This window comes from Streptomyces sp. N50 (assembly GCF_033335955.1).
In the GTDB taxonomy this organism is placed as follows: Bacteria; Actinomycetota; Actinomycetes; order Streptomycetales; family Streptomycetaceae; genus Streptomyces.
The window spans coordinates 3,294,374-3,313,553 of sequence record NZ_CP137549.1; the positions used below are offsets into that span (position 1 = coordinate 3,294,374).

Below are 19,180 nucleotides of genomic sequence, written 5' to 3' on the forward strand. Positions count from 1 at the left end.
GCGCAGTTCCCCGCGCCCCTGACCTAGTTGCCCTCAGCCTCTTTTCATCATGCCCAGAGTTGGCCCTGGAGGGTTGCGATCGCCTCTTCTGTCGTTGCCGCCGTGTAGACGCCTGTCGACAGGTACTTCCAGCCGCCGTCCGCCACCACGAAGGCGATGTCGGCGGTCTCCCCCGCTGCTACGGCCTTCTTGCCCACGCCGATTGCCGCGTGGAGGGCGGCACCCGTGGAGACGCCGGCGAAGATGCCCTCCTGCTGGAGGAGTTCGCGGGTTCGGGTGACCGCGTCGGCCGAGCCGACCGAGAAGCGGGTGGTGAGGACCGAGGCGTCGTAGAGCTCGGGGACGAAGCCCTCGTCGAGGTTGCGGAGGCCGTAGACCAGGTCGTCGTAGCGGGGTTCCGCGGCGACGATCTTCACGTCCGGCTTGTGTTCGCGGAGGTAGCGGCCTACGCCCATGAGCGTGCCCGTGGTGCCGAGGCCCGCTACGAAGTGGGTGATCGACGGGAGGTCGGTGAGGATCTCCGGGCCCGTGGTCGCGTAGTGGGCGCCCGCGTTGTCCGGGTTGCCGTACTGGTAGAGCATCACCCAGTCCGGGTGTTCGGCGGAGAGTTCCTTCGCTACGCGGACCGCCGTGTTGGAGCCGCCGGCCGCGGGGCTGGGGATGATCTCCGCGCCCCACATGTTGAGCAGGTCGCGGCGTTCCTGCGAGGTGTTCTCGGGCATCACGCAGACCATGCGGTAGCCCTTGAGCTTTGCCGCCATGGCCAGGGAGATGCCGGTGTTGCCGGAGGTGGGCTCCAGGATCGTGCAGCCGGGGGTCAGGCGGCCGTCCTTCTCCGCCTGTTCGATCATGTGCAGGGCCGGGCGGTCCTTGACCGAGCCGGTCGGATTGCGGTCCTCCAGCTTGGCCCAGATGCGGACGTCGGTGGACGGCGAGAGCCGCGGCAGGCGCACCAGAGGGGTGTTGCCCACCGCGGCCAGCGGGGAGTCGTAACGCATCAGCGGTCAGCGGGCCTTAGCGCATGCCGCCGGCGACGGCCGGCAGGATCGTGACGTTGTCGCCGTCCGACAGCTTCGTGTTGATGCCGTCGAGGAAGCGGACGTCCTCGTCGTTCAGGTACACGTTGACGAAGCGGCGCAGTTCGCCGCCGTCCACGATGCGGGCCTGGATGCCCGCGTGCCGGGTCTCGAGGTCGGCGAAGAGCGCGGCGAGGTTCTCACCGGCACCCTCGACGGCCTTCTCGCCGCCGGTGTAGGTGCGGAGGATGGTGGGGATGCGGACCTCGATGGCCATGGCAAGGGGCTCCTGTCGGAAGCGGGAGGGGTCTGGTCTCGGTGGGCGCGCGGCACGATCGTGGGCGCGCCTCGGCGCGCGGCCGTACGGCGACTGCGCCGCGGTTCAACAGATGGCGCTGCTGAGCCGGCACAGGTCGACGTGCAGCCGCGCCACGAGCAGTGTGCCCGGCGCCTTGTCGCTCACGTCGAGAAGAACCATGGGCTCATCGTATCGATTCCCTGTCCGGTCCTCGGTAGGGGATCTCACACTTCGGACGGATTTCATCCGGAGTACGAGATCGGGCCCGGATCAGGACCGCGTCAGTACGACTCCACGACCTTGACGTCCTCCTCCGTGACCACGCCTTCCAGGATCTGGTACGAGCGGAACTGGAAGGGGCCCGCCTCGTCCGAGTCGGCGGTGGAGACGAGGACGTAGTGGGCGCCGGGCTCGTTGGCGTAGGCGATGTCGGTGCGGGAGGGGTAGGCCTCGGTCGCGGTGTGGGAGTGGTAGATGATCACCGGCTCCTCGTCGCGGTCGTCCATCTCGCGGTAGAGCTTCAGCAGGTCCTGCGAGTCGAACTCGTAGAACGTGGGCGAGCGGGCCGCGTTCAGCATCGGGACGAAGCGCTCGGGGCGGCCCTCGCCCACCGGGCCCGCGACGACTCCGCACGCCTCGTCGGGGTGGTCCGCGCGCGCGTGGGCGACGATCTGGTCGAAGAGGGCCTGGGTGATGGTCAGGGTCGGCATGGTCGTCAGGATAAGCAGAAGGGCCGCCTCGTACCGAGTGGTGGTACGGGGCGGCCCATATGCCGGGATCGGACGGGTCAGCCGACCTTCTCGAACTGCGGGTCGCGGCGCTCGGTGACCTGCGGGTTGCGGGACTTGAGGGCGAACCAGCCGGCGGCCAGGGCGATGGTCCAGCCGGCCATCACGTAGAGGCAGACGCGGGAGTCGGGGTCGTAGGCGATGAGGCCCGTGACGAAGAGGAGGAAGGCGATGGCCACGTAGGAGAACTTCGCGCCGCCGGGGGCCGGGAAGGGCGAGGCCGGGAGACGGCCCGCGTCGACGGCGCGGCGGTAGAGGACGTGGCTGATCAGGATCATCAGCCAGGTCCAGATGCCGGCGGCGGTGGCGACCGAGGTGACGTAGCCGAACGCCTTCTCCGGGACGACGTAGTTGAGGACCACGCCGATGCCCATGAAGGCGACGGAGATCGTGATGCCGGTCGCCGGGGTCTTGGACGCGGAGAGCTTGCTGAAGACCTTGGGGGCCTCGCCGTTGTCCGCGAGGGTGCGGAGCATGCGGCCCGTGGAGTACATGCCCGAGTTGCAGGAGGACAGGGCTGCCGTGAGGACCACGAAGTTGACGATTCCGGCGCCCGCCGGGATGCCGATCTTCGCGAAGGCCTCGACGAACGGGCTGACGCCGGGGGCGAATTCGGTCCACTTGACGACGCAGAGGATGACCGTGAGCGCGCCTACGTAGAAGAGGGCGATGCGCCACGGGAGGGTGTTGATCGCCTTGGGGAGGGTCTTCTCCGGGTTCTCGGACTCGCCCGCGGTGACGCCGACCAGCTCGACGGCGAGGTAGGCGAACATCACGCCCTGGAGGGTCATCAGGGAGGAGCCGATGCCCTTGGGGAAGAAGCCGTCGAACTGCCAGAGGTTCGCTACGGACGCGGTGTCACCGGCGCTGCTGAAGCCGAAGGTGAGGACGCCCAGGCCGATCACGATCATGCCGATGAGCGCGGTGACCTTGACCATCGAGAACCAGAACTCGATCTCGCCGAACAGCTTCACCGAGATCAGGTTGGCCACGAAGAGGATGACCAGGAAGGCGAGCGCGGTCACCCACTGGGAGACGGCGGGGAACCAGTAGTTGACGTAGATGGCGGCGGCCGTGAGTTCGGCCATGCCGGTGACCACCCACATCAGCCAGTACGTCCAGGCGGTGAAGTAGCCGAAGAACGGGCCGAGGAATTCGCGCGAGTACTCCGCGAAGGAGCCCGACACCGGGCGGTACAGGAGCAGTTCGCCCAGCGCCCGCATGATGAAGAAGATGATCACGCCCGCGAGGGCGTACATGAAGATGAGGCTGGGACCGGCCTTGGCGATGTTCGCCCCGGCTCCCAGGAACAGTCCGACGCCGACGGCGCCGCCGATCGCGATCATCTGGACCTGACGGCTGCCGAGCCCGCGCTCGTACCCCTCCTCGGGGGTCTTGTCCGTCTCGTCGACCTGAGCGGAGGTCATGTGTGTGGTGCGCCTTTCTCCGAATCCCCCCATGGACTGGAGCTGCCCGGCCGAGGTCCGTCGGCCGTACGGCGAACCCGGCGGGACATGGGTGGCGTCCGCCGGGCGTCGTGAAGATTTATCACGGTCGCAATGGTGATCGAAGGGGATGTCTGTGGCGCACACCACAAGAAGAAGCGGACAAAAAGATGCGACGGCCAGCATTCCTGGCCGTCGCGGTGACGTGATCGTTATCCGGATTTGAGCGTCCTCTGAGCGAACGGAACGGGACGCTTCGCTGGGAGTGGGGGGTGGGGGTTGTCGGTTTGCTGCGGCGGCGTTGTGGCTGGTCGCGCAGTTCCCCGCGCCCCTATCGGGGCGCTACCGAACCGCGATCGCCTTCGCCGAGGCCGCTTAGCGCATCAGCGTCGTAACCAGCGTCTCCTGGAGGCCGCCCAGCCAGAGGTACGCCATCACCATCGGCTTGCGCGGGTCCTCGTCCGGGAGCCGGTAGAGGTCGTCGGTGTCGTCCTCGTCGGTGATGTCGAGGCGTGAACCGATCGCCAGGCGCAGGTCGTTGAGCGAGCCGAGCCACTGCCGGGACTCCTCGGCGGTGAGCTTGAGGATCGCGCCGCCGTCGCCGCCGGGGGTGAGGGAGTCGAGGGTGCGGACCACCGCGAGGGCGTTCTCGCGCTTGCCGGCGCGGAGGTCGTTCTCGGTGAAGCGGCGGAACTCGGCGGAGTGCGCCATCCGTTCCTCCGCGTCCTGCGGGGAGTCGGGGGCCTGCTCCGGGTCCGTGTAGGCGTCCGGGAAAAGGCGCCGGAGCACCGGGTCGGCGGGCGGTTCGCTCGGGCCCTCGGCGAAGAGTTCGGCGAGGGGGTCGTCGGAGGCGTCCTCGCCCGGTCCTGGCCCGATCAGCTCCAGGAGCTGCACGGCCAACGACCGGATGATGGAGATCTCGACGTCGTCGAGCGCGACGGCGGCGCCGCCGCCGGGGAGCGGTTCGAAGTGTCCTGGCATCGGGATGGGTCGCTACTTCCGGTCCTGCTGGAGGGTGGCCCACAGACCGTAGCCGTGCATCGCCTGCACGTCGCGCTCCATCTCCTCGCGGCTTCCGCTGGAGACGACCGCGCGGCCCTTGTGGTGGACGTCGAGCATGAGCTTGTGGGCCTTGTCCTTGGAGTAGCCGAAGTACGTCTGGAAGACGTACGCGACATAGCTCATGAGGTTGACCGGGTCGTTGTGCACGATCGTGACCCAGGGGACGTCCGGCTCGGGTACGGCGAAGACCTCCTCCGCCGACTCGGTGCGTTCGATCTCCAGGGGTGCGGGTGACGTCACCCGGCCCATGCTGCCACCAGAAGGGGGCCTCCGCACAAATGGACCCCACAAATCGTCAGAGTGACGAGATGGGAGTACCATCACTCGTCATGAACACAGCGGACCTTGGGCTGCCGGTGGACGTTCCCTCGACGGCGCTCTTCACCGACCACTACGAGCTGACGATGCTGCAGGCCGCCCTCAAAGCGGGGACGGCCGACCGGCGTTCGGTCTTCGAGGTCTTCACCCGGCGACTCCCCGAAGGGCGGCGCTACGGCGTCGTCGCGGGCACCGGACGCGTCCTGGACGCGGTGGAGAACTTCCGGTTCGACGCGGACGTCCTCGGCTTCCTGCGCGAGCGGAACGTCGTCAACGAGGAGACCCTGGAGTGGCTCGCCGCGTACCGCTTCAGCGGTGACGTCTGGGGCTACCCGGAGGGCGAGGTGTACTTCCCGGGCTCGCCGATCATGCGCGTCGAGGGCTCGTTCGCCGAGTGCGTGCTGCTGGAGACGGTGATCCTCTCCATCCTCAACCACGACTCCGCGATCGCGGCCGCCGCCTCCCGCATGGCCTCCGCCGCCGGGGACCGCCCGCTGATCGAGATGGGCGCCCGCCGCACCCACGAACTCGCCGCCGTCGCCGCCTCCCGCGCCGCCTACGTCGGCGGTTTCGCCACCACCTCCGACCTCGCGGCCGGTTTCCGCTACGGCATCCCGACCGTCGGCACCTCGGCGCACGCCTTCACCCTGCTCCACGACAACGAACGCGACGCGTTCCAGGCCCAGGTGGACTCGCTCGGCCGCAACACCACGCTGCTCGTCGACACGTACGACGTGACCGAGGCCGTCCGTACGGCAGTTGAGGTCGCCGGGCCCGAACTCGGCGCCGTCCGCATCGACTCCGGCGACCTGCTGCTCGTCGCGCACCGGGTGCGGCAGCAGTTGGACGAGCTGGGCGCCGTCGACACGAAGATCGTGGTGACCTCCGACCTGGACGAGTACGCCATCGCCTCGCTGGCGGCGGCACCGGTGGACGCGTACGGCGTCGGCACCCAGCTGGTGACCGGCTCCGGGCACCCGACCTGCTCCATGGTCTACAAACTGGTCGCCCGTGCCGAGTCCGCCGACCCGAAGGCGCCGCTCGTGCCGGTCGCGAAGAAGTCCAGCGGGGGCAAGACGTCGATCGGCGGGCGCAAGTGGGCGGCGCGGCGGGTCGACGGCGACGGGGTCGCGGAGGCCGAGGTGATCGGCACGGGGGCGGTCCCCGCCGAGCTGGCCGACCGGCAGCTGCTGGTGGAGCTGGTCAAGGGCGGCGAGGTCGTCGCGCGCGAGCCGCTGGACGTCGTACGGGACCGGCATGCGGTCGCCCGGGGCAACCTGCCGTTGTCGGCCACCCAGTTGTCGCGCGGGGAGGCCGTGCTTCCTACGGAGTACGTGCATCTGCGGTCGGGTAGTTAAGACCCGCACGAAAATCGGGGGTGCGCCCTCCCGTAGTGCCGCCGGAGTCTCTAGGCTCGAATCTCACTCACTGTCGAAGGACACCACCATGCGCCGCGCCTTGATCGTCGTTGACGTGCAGAACGACTTCTGCGAGGGAGGCAGTCTCGCGGTGGCCGGGGGCGCGGATGTGGCCGCCGCCGTCACCGAGCTGATCGGGCAGGCGCCTGCCGGGTACCGGCATGTGGTGGCCACCCGCGACCACCACATCGCGCCAGGCGGGCACTTCGCCGACAACCCCGATTACGCGCACTCCTGGCCCGCGCACTGTGTCGCGGGTACGGAGGGGGTGGGCTTTCACCCGAACTTCGCGCCTGCGGTTGCCTCCGGGGCGATCGACGCGGTGTTCGACAAGGGGGCGTATGCGGCGGCGTACAGCGGGTTCGAGGGGCGGGACGAGAACGGGGTTTCGCTCGGGGAGTGGTTGCGGGCGCGGGAGATCGATGAGGTGGATGTGGTCGGGATCGCCACCGACCACTGCGTGAAGGCGACCGCGCTTGATGCGGTGCGGGAGGGGTTCCGTACGCAGGTGTTGCTTGATCTGACGGCCGGGGTGGCGAAGGAGACCACCGACCGGGCGCTGGAGGAACTGCGTTCGGCCGGGGTGGAGTTGACCGGGAAACCCGTCGTCTAGTTGTTTTTTGACTGCGCGCCGGTGGGGGCTGGTCGCGCAGTTCCCCGCGCCCCTGACGGGGCGCTGCCGCTCACCGGGTGTTGGCGGCTGAGGCTCTCGCCCTCGATGTCCACGTTCGGGAGGAGGCGGTCCAGCCAGCGCGGTAGCCAGGAGATGCGGTCGCCCAGGATCGCGAGGACGGCCGGGACGAAGGCCATGCGGACGATGAAGGCGTCGAAGAGGACGGCGATCGCGAGGCCGAAGCCGATCATCTTGATCATGGAGTCGCCGGCGGTGATGAAGCCCGCGAAGACGGAGATCATGATGAGGGCGGCGGCGGTGACGACGCGGGCGCTGTAGCGGAACCCGGTCGCGATCGACGCGTGGGCCGCGCTGCCGTGGACGTAGGCCTCGCGGATGCGGGAGACGAGGAAGACCTCGTAGTCCATGGCGAGGCCGAAGACGATGCCCACCAGGAAGATCGGCATCAGGCTCATGATCGGGCCGGTGCTCTCCACGCCCAACAGGCTTGCGCCCCAGCCCCATTGGAAGACCGCGACCACGCAGCCGAGGGCGGCGAGCACCGAGAGCAGAAAGCCCACGGCCGCCTTGATCGGGATGACGATCGAGCGGAACACCAGGAGCAGGAGCAGTACCGCCAGGCCCACGACCACGATCAGGTACGGGACCAGGGCGCCGCTGACCTTCTGGGCGACGTCGATGTTGAGGGCGGTGGTGCCGGTCACCTCGAAGGTCGCGCCGGGGGCCGCCGACTCGATCGCGGGGCGGTCGTCGCGGATCGTGTGGACGAGGTCCACGGTCTTCTCGCTGGTCGGTGCCTCGGCGGGGACGGCGGTGAACAGGGCTGTGTTTCCAGTGGAGTTGAAGCGGACTGGGGTTACCGACACCACGCCCGGGACCGCCGCGATCCGTCGCTCCACCGTGGCTACGGCCGCCTTCGGGTGGGTGGAGTCGGTTACGTCCACTACGACCGTCAGGGGGCCGTTGAAGCCGGGGCCGAACGCCTTGGCGAGGTCGTCGTAGGCCCGGCGTTCGGTGGTCGCGGTGGACTTGGCCTCGTCGCCGGACTGGCCGAGTTGGAGGCCCAGTACGGGGAGCGCGAGGACTATCAGGCCTACGACCGTGCCGAACAGCACCGGCCAGGGGTGGCGCAGGACGAACCCGGCCCAGCGGCTGCCCATGTTGCCGGCCACGCCCTGGATGCGGCGGCCGGTGGTCTTGTAGCGACGGGAGAGGACCGCGCGCGGCCAGAAGCCGAGCAGGGCGGGCACGAGCGTCAGCGCGATGAGCACGGCGAGGGCGACCGCTGCGGCCGCGCACAGGCCCATCTTGGTGAGGAGCGGGATGCCTACGACCGAGAGGCCGGCGAGGGCGATGACGACCGTGAGGCCCGCGAACACGACCGCCGAGCCCGCCGTGCCGACGGCCAGGCCCGCCGCTTCCTCGGTGGTGTGGCCGTTGGCGCGTTCCTCGCGGTAGCGGAAGACGACGAACACCGCGTAGTCGATGCCGCAGGCCAGGCCGAGCATCGTGGCGAGGGTGCCGGTCGTGTCGGAGAGGCCGAGGGTGCTGGCCAGCGTGGTGATCGCGGTCATGGAGATGGCCACGCCGAGGAGCGCGGTCAGCAGCGGGAGTCCGGCGGCGGCGAGCGATCCGAAGGTGATCAGCAGCACTACGGCGGCGATGCCGACGCCGATGACCTCGCCGACGCCGCCGGCCGCGGGCTGTGCGGCCAGGGCGGTGCCGCCGATCTCGACGGTGAGGCCGGAGGCGCGGGCCTGCTGGGCGGCGTTTCTGAGGTTGTTCTTGGCGGCGTCGGTGAGGTCGTTGGCCTGCACGGTGTACGTGATCGTCGAGTACGCCGTCGTCGCGTCCTTGCTGACCGCGGCCGCCTGGAAGGGGTTCACGGCGCTCGCGACCTGCGGTCCGCCGGAGACCTCGTCGACGAGGCGGACGACGGCCGCGCGGTCCTGGCCGGTGGTGATCTTCTGGCCGCCGGGGGCGACGAACACGACACGGGCCACGGCGCCGTCCGCCTGCACGCCGGGGAAGCGCTGCTGGATCAGGTCGAAGGCCCGCTGGGACTCGACACCCGGGGTGGAGAAGGTGGTGGCGGGGGCGTCGGCCGCCTTGCTGGAGGCGAAGCCGAGTGCCGCGAGGATCACGATCCAGAGGACGGTCACGTACCAGCGCCGGCGAAAGGCCAGGCGCCCCAGGCGATACAGGACGGTTGCCACGAGGGCCTCCGGCGGTCTTTAGGGTGCCCCGAGCCATCCCAGGATGGGGGCGATCGGCCTGGTCCGCCTGTCGGGGGTCCTGGGGCGTCGTCTCGTTGCCTGCGGGCCGGTGGGGGCTGGTCGCGCAGTTCCCCGCGCCCCTAAAGGGCGCGATCAGCCTCGGGGTATGCAGCCGCGAGGGGATGCGACCCGCAGCAGCTATGGCGGCGCCAGCCGCACCTAAGGGGCGCGGGGAACTGCGCAACCAACCCCCACCGGGCCCGCAGACAAAACACAACCGGCCCATCGCGGCGCCAGCCGCGCCTCAAAGGGGCGCGGGGAACTGCGCAACCAACCCCCACCGGGCCCGCAGACAAAACACAACCGGCCCATCGCGGCGCCAGCCGCGCCTCAAAGGGGCGCGGGGAACTGCGCGCTCAGCCCCCACCGGGCCCGCAGACAAAACACCACCACTCTCAGGGGCGCGAGGCTGTATCGATATGCGGCTCCGCCGCGTGGGCGCGACCAGCCCCCACCGGGCCGCAGGCAACACACAACCCCGCTACGCCGAGGCCGCAGGCCTCCGGAGCAGCGCCCTGATCGGATGCCACAGCTCCTGCGGCAGTTCCGGGCCCGGGATCACGACAGCGTTGTCAGGGGCCGGGGCCGTGCGCCATATCAGGCCGTCGGGGTGGTGCAGGACCGCCGTGATCTCGTCCGGGGTCGGCGGCTCCGCGTTGCCGCGCAGGTAGACGGCCCGCATTCCGAGGTTGCGGAGCCGGGTCAGAGCCCGGGCGCGGTTGCGTGCGTGGACGAGAACGCGGACGCAGCCGTCACCCTGGGCGCTGGGTCTTGGCAGGTTCAACGCCACCACCACGCTGCCGGTCGGCAGCCTGCAGAAACCTCCTGCGGACAATGCGGTCACACCCCCTGGCGGGTCGTAGTCGAGGTCGGTGTCAATAAGCCGGGCACAGGACGCACCTAAACACGGATCGGCGGCGACCCGCCAGGGGGTCACCGCCGATACGTTTCTGACCTGCGCTTTTACCGACTACTTCGCCGAGGGGCCGACCTGGAGGCTCACCGTCGAGCCGTCGTGCGACTCCCTGGTGATCTTGATCCGGGTGTTGGTGTCAGTGATCTTGACACCGGCTGTCGGGTTCGACGTGTCGTAGTAGGTCGACCTGCCGTCGTCGAAGACCGGCACACCCGGCTGCGACTTGATCCTGGTCGCGACGTCCGCGTTGTGCAGGGTGATCGAGTCCGTGCGGTCCAGGCCGAACGGCGAGTCGTAGGCCTGCACGCGGTTGCGCATCAGCGTGCCGTTGGACCACTTCAGCTGCGTCGGGTGGGAGTCGATCGGCAGGATCAGACCCTCACCGGGGTGCTCGCTGGTGTTGTCGTCCGCCTGCGAGGTGTCCCACTTCCAGATCAACAGGCCGTTCTGGTAGGCGTAGTGCTCCACCCAGTCCGGACGGGTCGTCGAGAAGCCGAAGTTGTACGGGCCGACCTTCAACACCTTGTCGTAGGACACGTATTGACGGTTCTCGGCGATGTAGTACTGCGCGTAGTCGTCCGTGAAGGACGAGCCGATGCGGGTGAAGCCCTTGGCCGTCCACGCGGGGTCGGCGCTCTCGGCGTTGTCGGAGAAGAGGGCGGTGCCGTCGGCGGTCACGGTGATCTCGTCGGCCGTGAAGCCCTTCTGCGCCACACCGCTGTCGGTCTGGTAGCGGAAGCGGACGTCGATCTTCTGGCCCGCGTAGGCGTCCAGCGGGTACGTCAGCTTCTGGTACGCGGCCGCCGTGCCGGTGAGGGCCGGGTTGCCGCTGCCGTCACGCGGGATGGCGGAGCCGTCGGCCAGGGTGCCGTCGATCGGGGTCCAGGACGTGCCGCCGTCGGTGGACACCTCGGTGTAGAGGTAGTCGTAGTCGGCCTCGGCGTCGTACCAGCCGTCCAGCGTGAGCGCGGCGGACGACTTGCCCGTCAAGTCCACTGTGCGGGAAAGGGTGTTGCTCAGGCTGTTGCCGCTGCCGCTCCACCACTGGGTGGCGCCCTGCGCCGGGGCGATGACCTCGGTGGTGACCGCCTTCTCGGGCAACTGCACCACGAGCGCCTGGGGGTTCTTGGTGTTGTACTCCGCGACGCCCAGCGTGTGCTTCGACTTGGTGCCGGCCTTGGCTATGTCGTAGTCCAGCCAGCCCAGTTGGAGCTTGTCCCAGGCGTTCATGTCGCCGGGCAGGTCGCCGATCGCCTCCTTGCCGGTGCCGAGCCAGGAACCGGACGACATCAGCGTCCAGAAGCCGGTGGAGTTCTCGCCGCCCGCGGTGTCGTACTCGTCGGGCAGGCCGAGGTCGTGGCCGTACTCGTGGGCGTAGACGCCGAGTCCGCCGTTCTCCGGCTGGATGGTGTAGTCGCCGACCCAGACGCCGGTGTCGCCGACCTGGGTGCCGCCGAGCTTGTTGGTGTCCGGCCCTGTGGAACCGGCGTCGGTGCCGAAGGCGTACCAGCGGTGGGCCCAGATCGCGTCCTCGCCCTGCGCGCCGCCGCCCGCGGACTCGTCCTCACCGGCGTGCACGATCTGGAAGTGGTCGATGTAGCCGTCGGGCTCGTTGAAGTTGCCGTCGCCGTCGTAGTCGTAGCGGTCCCACTGGTCGAACTGGGCCAGCTCCGTCTTGATCTCGGCGGCCGTGTCACCCGCGGCCTCGCGCTGGGCGACCCAAGCGTTGACGCCGTCCTGCACCGCGTACCAGGCGCCGGTGGAAGCCTTGTTGGAGCCGTAACGGGCCTCGTTGTAGGGGACCTTGACCCAGTCGGTGACCTCGCCGTCGACCGAGTAGCGGCCCGAGGACTGCTTCTCGTAGTACTTCTTGAGCGACTCGGTGTTCTTGCCGGTGCCGAAGTACAGGTCCTGGAAGTGCGCCTGGTTGTAATCCGCCTGCCAGGCCGTCGAGTTGTCCTTCGCCCGGTCGGGCGCGGCTATCTGGTTGTGCAGCGGGCCGACGGTGCCGCCGTAGCGGGTGTCCACCTTGTCGCCGAACTCGACCAGGATCGTGAAGATCTTGTCGGTCTTCTCCCGGCTCAGCTCGACGTATTTGCTCCTGCCGCCCTTGCTCTTGAGCTGGACGACCTTCGAACCGTTGCGGTCCTTGACCGAGGCCTTGCCGGCGATGACCTCGTTCAGGGCCTCCTGGCGCTGCGCGTCCTGCGTCTTGCTCAGCGGGCCGTCGAGGTCGTGCTCCTTCTGTGCGACCGGTGCCGGGTCGTGCCGGTCGACAGTGGTGGCCTTGGCCGAGGTGTTGGCCTCCGCCACGGCGAACGTCGAGAACGTGGCGGTGGCCGCCGCGAGGGCCACGCCCACCGCGGCCGCTCTGAACGTCCAGGGTCTGCTGGTCACTTGAGGTCCTCCCCTGCGCACACTCGACCGCGCGGAAGGGGGGGTCCTGGAGTCATGGAAGGTCCGCGCGCGGTGAACGCGTGATAGTCAAGTGACGTTATTTGACTAGAGGTTTACGGGAAAAGACAGACCTTGACTTGAGCAGGACAAGTGCACTATGCGAAGCCGGGGTCCGCTTTACGGACACGTGAGGCCGACTTGTCCATCGCTCAACGGGCGCGTGCATCCGTCCACTTGGTGGACGGTATGACTCCGTGCGCCCCCCATGCTCCGGAGCTGTGTGTTAGGTCATGCTTACTGCACGTTCCACTCGGGCATGCAGGCGAATAGAGTCGCTTGGCGGAACGCCAGGAACCGGCGGAAAACCAGGCCGACATCCTTGTCGCACCCCCCTTTCACAGCTCCCCTCCATCGCCTAACGAGGACTCGATTGCCATGCCTCGTCCGACCGCCGCACAGCTCGCCTACGGTTCGTTCACCGTGATCTTCTCGACGCTCGCCATGCTGCTGCTGTCACAGACGAACTCGGGTCTGGGCATCGCGGTCATCGCGTGCGCCGCACTCGCCCTCGGGCTGCTCATCTCCCTGACGGTGCCGCAGCCGAAGACCCGCGCCCGAGCAGCAGTTCAGGCCGCCACCCAGACCGCGGCTCCGGCCGTTCCACAGCGGCAGCGGGTGCCGGTGCCGGTACGGCGGGAGACCGTGTCCGCCGCCGTGTCGTCCGCGTCCGCGGAGCCGGTACGGGAGCGGAGCACTCCCTAGACCAAGCACAAGCCCCGGCTCAACTGCGCGAATCGGCGGGTCCGTTGACCACGGACCCGCCGATTCGCTGTGTACACCCCGGAGTTGGGCCACCGGTCACGTCAACGCGTGCTGACCACCACGGTCTTGGCGGCCTTGTCGTGCAGGCCCTGCTTGTACGGCTTGTCGAAGAAGCTCCAGCCGCCGCAGATCGCCGTCCAGACGCAGGCGCAGCAGAACGCGAACGGGATCCACAGCACCGCCGCGCGGATCAGGTTGGTCTGCACGGACGGCGTCGACCCGTTGTCGAGGTTGGCCACACGCAGGCCCAGCCACTTCTTGCCCAGCGTCTGACCGGACTTGGCCGTCATCACGGTGTCGTAGCCGATGTAGAGCACGGCCGCGATGAGCGACTGGCCGAGCGACTTGGCGTACGAAGCGCCGTTCGAGCCGACGTCGTACTCGTGGACGCCGAAGGCCCAGGTGAGCAGCCAGACGATGATGCCGACGAGGATCAGGTCGATGATCCGGGCGAGCGTGCGGCGGCCGCTGTCGGCGAGCGGGGGCATACCGGCGAGCGGGTCGGTGGGGTAGGAGCCGCCGCCGTAGGGGTCACCGCCGGCGCCGCCGTACGGAGGAGGCTGCGGCGGCTGGTTCCCGTAGTTCTGGTCGTACGGTGAGCCCGATCCCTGGCCAGGAGGGGGCTGCTTCCTGAACGGGTCGTCTTCCGGCGGCTGCTGGCCGGAGCCCGGAGGCGGTTCGGTGCTCATGGGCCGAGTCGACCGCGAACCGCCCGCCGCCGCATCCGGCGAGCGGCCGTCCGGGGTACGGAATCAGGTACCCCGGATGCCGTACGCCCCTATGCCGCTACGAACGTATGCGCTGCCTTGTCGTGCCAGCACTGGTGCCAGGGCCGGTCGAACAGGCACCAGGCGACGCCGACGATCCCGATGCCGAGCAGCCCCGGGACGCTGTAGACGAGCCAGCGGCGCAGCGCCCCGCCGAAGCCGGGCGGCTCGTGGCTCTCGATGCCGCGGACCTCGATCCCGCAGAGCTTCTTGCCGAGGGTGCGGCCCCACTTGCCGGTGGGCAGCGCCTCGTAGAGGACGCCGAAGAGGAGGAGGACGGCGAGGACGATGCCCAGGTAGGCGGACGTGGTGCCGTCCAGCAGCCAGACGGTCTCGGTCCGGCCGGAGAGCTTGGCCGCGTCGATCTTCTCGTTGAGATGGTCGACGGCCTTGGTCCCGAGCGGTACGGCGGCCACGGCCGTGACGGCGCCGAGCACGACGGTGTCGATCAGCCGCGCGACCAGCCGCTTCCCGAGCCCCGCGGGCCGCGCCGCCGACTGCCGCCGGGCCGCCGCCTGGAACACGTCCTCGACGGGCGGCTTCCAGGGTGCCACGGGCCCGTCCTCGTCCCCCGCCAGCCGATGCACCTGCTGCGCCCAGGACGGCTGCCCGCCCCCGGATCCAGCGGCCATCGGCGTCCCTACGGCGGCCCCCTGCGGCTGCGCCGGACCGGACTGCTGCGGGACGCCGGGGGCGGCCTGCTGGGGCCCGGAGAGCGCCGTGGAAGCGGCGGAGGAGGGGGCGGGAGCAGCGGAGGCGGGCACCCCGGTGCCGGAGCCCCCCTGAGCCTGCGCGGCCCGGGCGACGGCCGCCTTTCCGGCACCGAAACCGGGGCCGGAGGGGTCGGAGGAGGGGGTGGTGCCGGCGGGGTTGTCGGCGCCGAAACCGCCGACACCCGCCCCGGACCCCGCCGGCCCCTGTGAGCCGAAGGCGCCCCCGGCACCCGCGCCCCCGCCCTGCGCCCCCGGCCCCCCGCCCTGTTGCGGTGTGCGCGGGGTCGGGCGGCGGAAAGTGGTCGTGCCCTCGTCGGCGGCGGGGGCCGACGGGGACGGGATGTCTCCTCCCCCAGTGGTCGGGCGGCGGAAGACGAAGGTGCCGGGGTTGGGCGGTTCCTCCGGGGAGGCCGGCGCCGGGCCGTCCGGCTGGGCCCGGTTGTCCGCCGGGACTCTCGGGTCCGCGGCCGTTCTCGGGTCCGGGGAGCCCCAGGAGACGCGGCGGTCCTGGTCGCCGCCGAAGCCGCTCTGGTGGGCGCGGTCCGCGCCCCACGCGGCCGCCGGTTCGGGCCGGCTGCCGTGCTGCGCGTCCGCCGGGCTCACCGGGTCCTCGTCGAAGAAGTGCGGGCCGGTCTCCTCGACGGACGTGCCCGGCGCGCCGGGCGACAGGCCGTCCGAGGGTGCCGGGCGGCTGGTGCCGGGCACCCAGGACGCGCCGTTCCAGTACCGGACATAGCCAGGAATGGACGGGTCCGGGTAGTACCCCTCGCGGGGCCTGTCGTCACCGGGTGCCGGGGTTGGGGCGCTCATGTCCGTCGTCCCGTATCTGCTCGGAGGTCAAATGGGGGTGTCCACATCTATCAGACCCGCACGACCACCACTGCCCGTCCCGCCGGACCCACCCCTTTCCGGGCAAGCTCGTGCACGGAGTCCACACGCCCCGAAGCCCCGCGAAGCCTTCCTGACGCCTCGGGTGAAAAAAAGATGTCCGAACTCGCGTAATGCTTGAGCCCGCACGCCCTCTCCACTCGTACGGGCCCACCGCAGGGCCCGGTCAGCGAGAGGAGACACGTCATGCACACAGTCGTAGAGCGGGAGTTGGAGCTCAAACTCATCCTGTCGCCGGAGCGGAGCATTCCGGTCCCGGCCCGGCTGAGCTACCGCACCGACGACCCGTACGCCGTCCACATCTCCTTCCACATCAACTCCGAGCACCCCGTGCACTGGACGTTCGCCCGCGAACTGCTCGTCGAGGGGGTGTTCCGGCCGTGCGGGCACGGGGACGTGCGGGTGTGGCCGACGAAGGTGGAGCGGCGCAGCGTCGTCCTGATGGCGCTGAGTTCACCCGACGGGGACGCCCTGCTGGAGGCACCGGCGGCGCAGGTGTCGGCGTGGCTGGAGCGCACCCTGCGGGTGGTACCCCCGGGCTCTGAGGCCGAGCAGCTCGGCATCGACGCCGGCCTGGCCGAGCTGCTCGCACCGACCCCGGCCGACGACCTGTGGCTGCGCGACCCGTGGCCGTCGGACGAGTCGCGGGACGGGGAGTGAGTTCAGCTTGCCGTTCAACGTTCCGCTTCGAACAGGCGGACCTGGGGGTGGCATGATCGGCTCCGTTTCGACTTGGCTGTGGGTGGTGTGACGTGGGCGATTGGCGGACCGATCCGACGTTTGCGATGTGCCGGGCGTTGGCGGACGGGGCGGATCTGTCCTCTTTCGCGGGCGGGCCGTTCGACGTGCGGGCGGCGGTGGCCGACATCCGGCCCGAGACCAAGGACGGATTTCTGCTCGGCGAAGTCCCCTGGGAGCGCTTTCCGCAGGGGGAACGCGTCAGGGAGGCCGTTCACCTGCTGCACACCGACGGCTCCCGTCGTTCGGGAGCGGGCGTGGTGAGCGGCATGTGCGCCAACGACATGCGGGCCGCCGCCGTTCTCGCCGTACCGTTCCTGATCCGCATCGCCGCCGACACCCGCCACCCCTGTCGTGCCGACGCTCTCGCCGTGGCCGCCTGCCCGGCCCGCGCCCTCCACTTCGGCGTCGCCTCCCGCAAGGAACTGCTGCTCCACCGCGCCGACTTCCAGGACGGCGATCTGTACGACGGCTACGGCGTCGAGGTGACCGGCTACCCTGCCGGCTGGTCGGTCGCCGCCGCCCGGGCCGCGATCACCGCCGACACCGCCCTCCTGCACCCCCTTCTCGGCGACCCCGACCCGTCGATGCGCATCGACGCCGCCTACACACTGGCCACCGCCGCGGACCCCGACCGCGCCGTCCGCTCCTCCTTCCGTGCCCGGCTCGCCACCGAGCAGGATCCGAAAGTCAGCGCCGCCCTGGTCCTCGCCACTGCCGAAGCCACCCGCGCTCACCCCCACGCGCCGACCACCGCATGGATGCGGAAACAGTGGCGGGACCGAACACAAGCACCCGAGGTCCGCCTTGCCGCCGCGATCGGCTGGCTCTGCCTCACCGACGAACCCGCCCCCGACGACTTGCGGACCGCCGTCGATGACCTCGCCACCGACGAACGCGCCCACACCATGGACGACCTGCGCTGGATGGCCAACGCCGGGGGATCCCACGAGACCGGACTGCGACGCTGCGTCCGAACGATGCTCCACCCCGACCAGCCCGATCCCGAGGATCGCGACGACCCGTGGGCCTCGCTCCGCTGACCGTGAGACAAGCCACCAGCGCTCCCTGGATGTCTCGTGGTTGTCTGCCGGCTGCGAAGAGCGCTGACCTCGGTGGTGCTGCCACAGGCTGACATGCTCACGGCCGGGGCGAGAACAAGCACCTCATGATCCCGGGCCGGCCCTCTTCAACGGCAAGTTCAGAAAGTGTGTCACTTCCGGCGAAAGTGTCACACTTTTCCAGGACAGGTGTCCCGCCCCCGCCTCAGAACAGCTTGCCCGGATTGAGGATCCCCAGCGGGTCGAAGGTCGCCTTGACCGCCCGCTGCATCTCCATGCCCACCGGGCCGATCTCGCGGGCCAGCCACTCCTTCTTCAGGACGCCCACGCCGTGTTCGCCGGTGATGGTGCCGCCGAGCTCCAGGCCGAGCGCCATGATCTCGTCGAAGGACTCGCGGGCGCGCCGGGACTCGTCGGCGTCCTGGGCGTCGAAGCAGACGGTGGGGTGCGTGTTGCCGTCTCCGGCGTGCGCGCAGACGCCGATCGTCAGCCGGTACTTCTCGCCGATCCGCTCCACCCCTTCGAGCATCTCGCCCAGCCGCGACCGGGGCACGCACACGTCGTCGATCATCGTCGTGCCCTTGACCGCCTCCAGCGCCGTGAGCGACAACCGCCGCGCCTGGAGCAGCAGTTCGGACTCGGCCGCGTCCTCGGCGGGCACCACCTGCGTGGCTCCGGCCGCCTCGCACAAGGCTCCCACGGCGGCCAGGTCGGCAGCCGGGTCCAGCGTGTCGAAGGCGGCGAGCAGCAACGCCTCGGTGGTCTCCGGCAGTCCCATGTGCGCCAGGTCGTTGACGGCCTTGACGGTCGTACGGTCCATCAGTTCGAGGAGGGACGGCACGTGCCCGCCCTCCATGATCCGGCACACGGCGTCGCACGCGGCCGCCGCGGACCCGAACTCGGCGGCCAGAACGAGCTGTTGGGGCGGCTGCGGCCTCAGCGCCAGGATCGCCTTGACGACGATCCCGAGCGAGCCCTCCGACCCGACGAACAGCCGGGTCAGGTCGTACCCGGCGACCCCCTTCGCCGTACGCCGGCCGGTGCTCATCAGCCGCCCGTCGGCGAGGACGACGTCCAGGCCGAGGACGTACTCGGCCGTCACCCCGTACTTCACACAGCACAGGCCGCCGGACGCGGTGCCGATGTTGCCGCCGATCGTGCACATCTCCCAACTGGAGGGATCCGGCGGGTAGTAGAGGCCGTGTTCGTTGACCGCGCGGGAGAGCGTCGCGTTGATGACGCCCGGCTCGACGACCGCGACGCGGTCGACCGGGCTGATCTCCAGGATGCGGTCCATCTTGACGAGGGACAGCACGACGCAGCCCTCGGAGGCGTTGGCCGCGCCGGACAGGCCCGTGCGGGCGCCCTGCGGGACGACCGGGAGGCGCAGTTCGGTGGCGACGCGCATGACGTGCTGGACCTGCTCGACTGTGCGCGGCAGCACGACGACGGCAGGGGTGCCGGAGGGGCAGAAGCTCGCCATGTCGTTGGCGTACGAGGCCGTGACGTCCGGGTCGGTCAGGACGGCCTCGGCGGGCAGTCCGGCCAGCAGCCGGTCGACGAGGGTCCCGGTGTCCTGGTCGCGAGGCGCTTCGATACGGCTCATGATCACAGCGTCGCACT

At 69.8% G+C, this 19,180-nt stretch carries 18 protein-coding genes; 5 read left to right on the forward strand and 13 right to left on the reverse strand.

The genetic code is table 11. From position 1 onward, the window contains the following. Positions 1 to 47 precede the first annotated feature (47 nt). The 7 genes from R2B38_RS14400 to clpS all read right to left on the reverse strand — a co-directional run bounded on the left by R2B38_RS14400 (position 48) and on the right by clpS (position 4,858). Entirely contained in the window at positions 48 to 998 is a 951-nt protein-coding gene (locus tag R2B38_RS14400) for a cysteine synthase (protein WP_318016595.1), read from the reverse strand. A gap of 16 nt (positions 999 to 1,014) precedes the next feature. Further along, the gene (locus R2B38_RS14405) at positions 1,015 to 1,293 is read right to left on the reverse strand and encodes a MoaD/ThiS family protein (RefSeq protein WP_033286046.1); all 279 of its coding nucleotides are present in this window, start codon (positions 1,291 to 1,293) and stop codon (positions 1,015 to 1,017) included. A 105-nt stretch (positions 1,294 to 1,398) separates the two neighbouring features. Continuing rightward, on the reverse strand, positions 1,399 to 1,494 hold the full coding sequence (locus R2B38_RS14410; protein WP_019056721.1) for a putative leader peptide: 96 nt from the start codon (positions 1,492 to 1,494) through the stop codon (positions 1,399 to 1,401). Between the two features lie 101 nt (positions 1,495 to 1,595). After that, on the reverse strand, positions 1,596 to 2,024 hold the full coding sequence (locus tag R2B38_RS14415) for a Mov34/MPN/PAD-1 family protein (RefSeq protein WP_033286045.1): 429 nt from the start codon (positions 2,022 to 2,024) through the stop codon (positions 1,596 to 1,598). A 77-nt stretch (positions 2,025 to 2,101) separates the two neighbouring features. Next, the gene (locus tag R2B38_RS14420; protein WP_318016596.1) at positions 2,102 to 3,529 is read right to left on the reverse strand and encodes an amino acid permease; all 1,428 of its coding nucleotides are present in this window, start codon (positions 3,527 to 3,529) and stop codon (positions 2,102 to 2,104) included. 393 nt (positions 3,530 to 3,922) lie between these two features. Next, the gene (locus R2B38_RS14425) at positions 3,923 to 4,528 is read right to left on the reverse strand and encodes a DUF2017 domain-containing protein (RefSeq protein WP_318016597.1); all 606 of its coding nucleotides are present in this window, start codon (positions 4,526 to 4,528) and stop codon (positions 3,923 to 3,925) included. Between the two features lie 12 nt (positions 4,529 to 4,540). Then, complete coding sequence (gene clpS / locus R2B38_RS14430; RefSeq protein WP_019056726.1) at positions 4,541 to 4,858, reverse strand: ATP-dependent Clp protease adapter ClpS; 318 nt, start codon at positions 4,856 to 4,858, stop codon at positions 4,541 to 4,543. An 80-nt stretch (positions 4,859 to 4,938) separates the two neighbouring features. Here clpS and R2B38_RS14435 point away from each other — a divergent pair, with 80 nt between their 5' ends. Then, positions 4,939 to 6,285, forward strand: coding sequence for a nicotinate phosphoribosyltransferase (locus R2B38_RS14435; RefSeq protein ID WP_318016598.1), 1,347 nt, complete (start codon positions 4,939 to 4,941; stop codon positions 6,283 to 6,285). A gap of 88 nt (positions 6,286 to 6,373) precedes the next feature. Further along, positions 6,374 to 6,958, forward strand: coding sequence for an isochorismatase family protein (locus R2B38_RS14440; RefSeq protein ID WP_033286041.1), 585 nt, complete (start codon positions 6,374 to 6,376; stop codon positions 6,956 to 6,958). Here the strand turns inward: R2B38_RS14440 and R2B38_RS14445 are convergent. The 3 genes from R2B38_RS14445 to R2B38_RS14455 all read right to left on the reverse strand — a co-directional run bounded on the left by R2B38_RS14445 (position 6,955) and on the right by R2B38_RS14455 (position 12,568). Next, positions 6,955 to 9,195: an MMPL family transporter gene (locus R2B38_RS14445; protein ID WP_318016599.1), complete on the reverse strand. Its 2,241-nt coding sequence runs from the start codon at positions 9,193 to 9,195 to the stop codon at positions 6,955 to 6,957. The two genes, R2B38_RS14440 and R2B38_RS14445, sit on opposite strands and share 4 nt — an antisense overlap. A gap of 541 nt (positions 9,196 to 9,736) precedes the next feature. Beyond that, positions 9,737 to 10,090: a hypothetical protein gene (locus R2B38_RS14450; protein ID WP_033286088.1), complete on the reverse strand. Its 354-nt coding sequence runs from the start codon at positions 10,088 to 10,090 to the stop codon at positions 9,737 to 9,739. Between the two features lie 135 nt (positions 10,091 to 10,225). After that, the gene (locus R2B38_RS14455) at positions 10,226 to 12,568 is read right to left on the reverse strand and encodes an immune inhibitor A domain-containing protein (RefSeq protein ID WP_318016600.1); all 2,343 of its coding nucleotides are present in this window, start codon (positions 12,566 to 12,568) and stop codon (positions 10,226 to 10,228) included. Positions 12,569 to 13,003: 435 nt separating this feature from the next. Between R2B38_RS14455 and R2B38_RS14460 the strand changes: the two genes are divergently transcribed. Further along, positions 13,004 to 13,330, forward strand: coding sequence for a hypothetical protein (locus R2B38_RS14460; protein WP_318016601.1), 327 nt, complete (start codon positions 13,004 to 13,006; stop codon positions 13,328 to 13,330). A gap of 101 nt (positions 13,331 to 13,431) precedes the next feature. Here R2B38_RS14460 and R2B38_RS14465 read toward each other — a convergent pair whose 3' ends face one another. Both R2B38_RS14465 and R2B38_RS14470 read right to left on the reverse strand, forming a co-directional pair. Next, a complete protein-coding gene (locus tag R2B38_RS14465; RefSeq protein WP_318016602.1) occupies positions 13,432 to 14,079 on the reverse strand; it encodes an RDD family protein in 648 nt (215 codons plus the stop codon). 89 nt (positions 14,080 to 14,168) lie between these two features. After that, on the reverse strand, positions 14,169 to 15,680 hold the full coding sequence (locus R2B38_RS14470) for an RDD family protein (RefSeq protein ID WP_318016603.1): 1,512 nt from the start codon (positions 15,678 to 15,680) through the stop codon (positions 14,169 to 14,171). Between the two features lie 264 nt (positions 15,681 to 15,944). Here R2B38_RS14470 and R2B38_RS14475 point away from each other — a divergent pair, with 264 nt between their 5' ends. Further along, positions 15,945 to 16,418 carry an SsgA family sporulation/cell division regulator gene (locus tag R2B38_RS14475; RefSeq protein WP_033286035.1) on the forward strand — a complete coding sequence of 158 codons (474 nt, stop codon included), beginning with the start codon at positions 15,945 to 15,947 and terminating at the stop codon, positions 16,416 to 16,418. 92 nt (positions 16,419 to 16,510) lie between these two features. After that, the gene (locus R2B38_RS14480; protein WP_318016604.1) at positions 16,511 to 17,539 is read left to right on the forward strand and encodes a hypothetical protein; all 1,029 of its coding nucleotides are present in this window, start codon (positions 16,511 to 16,513) and stop codon (positions 17,537 to 17,539) included. Positions 17,540 to 17,762: 223 nt separating this feature from the next. On the opposite strand, the gene R2B38_RS14485 is transcribed toward R2B38_RS14480, so the two are convergent. Further along, positions 17,763 to 19,169 (reverse strand): FAD-binding oxidoreductase, encoded by a 1,407-nt coding sequence (locus tag R2B38_RS14485; RefSeq protein WP_318016605.1) that lies wholly within the window; start codon positions 19,167 to 19,169, stop codon positions 17,763 to 17,765. Positions 19,170 to 19,180 lie beyond the last annotated feature (11 nt).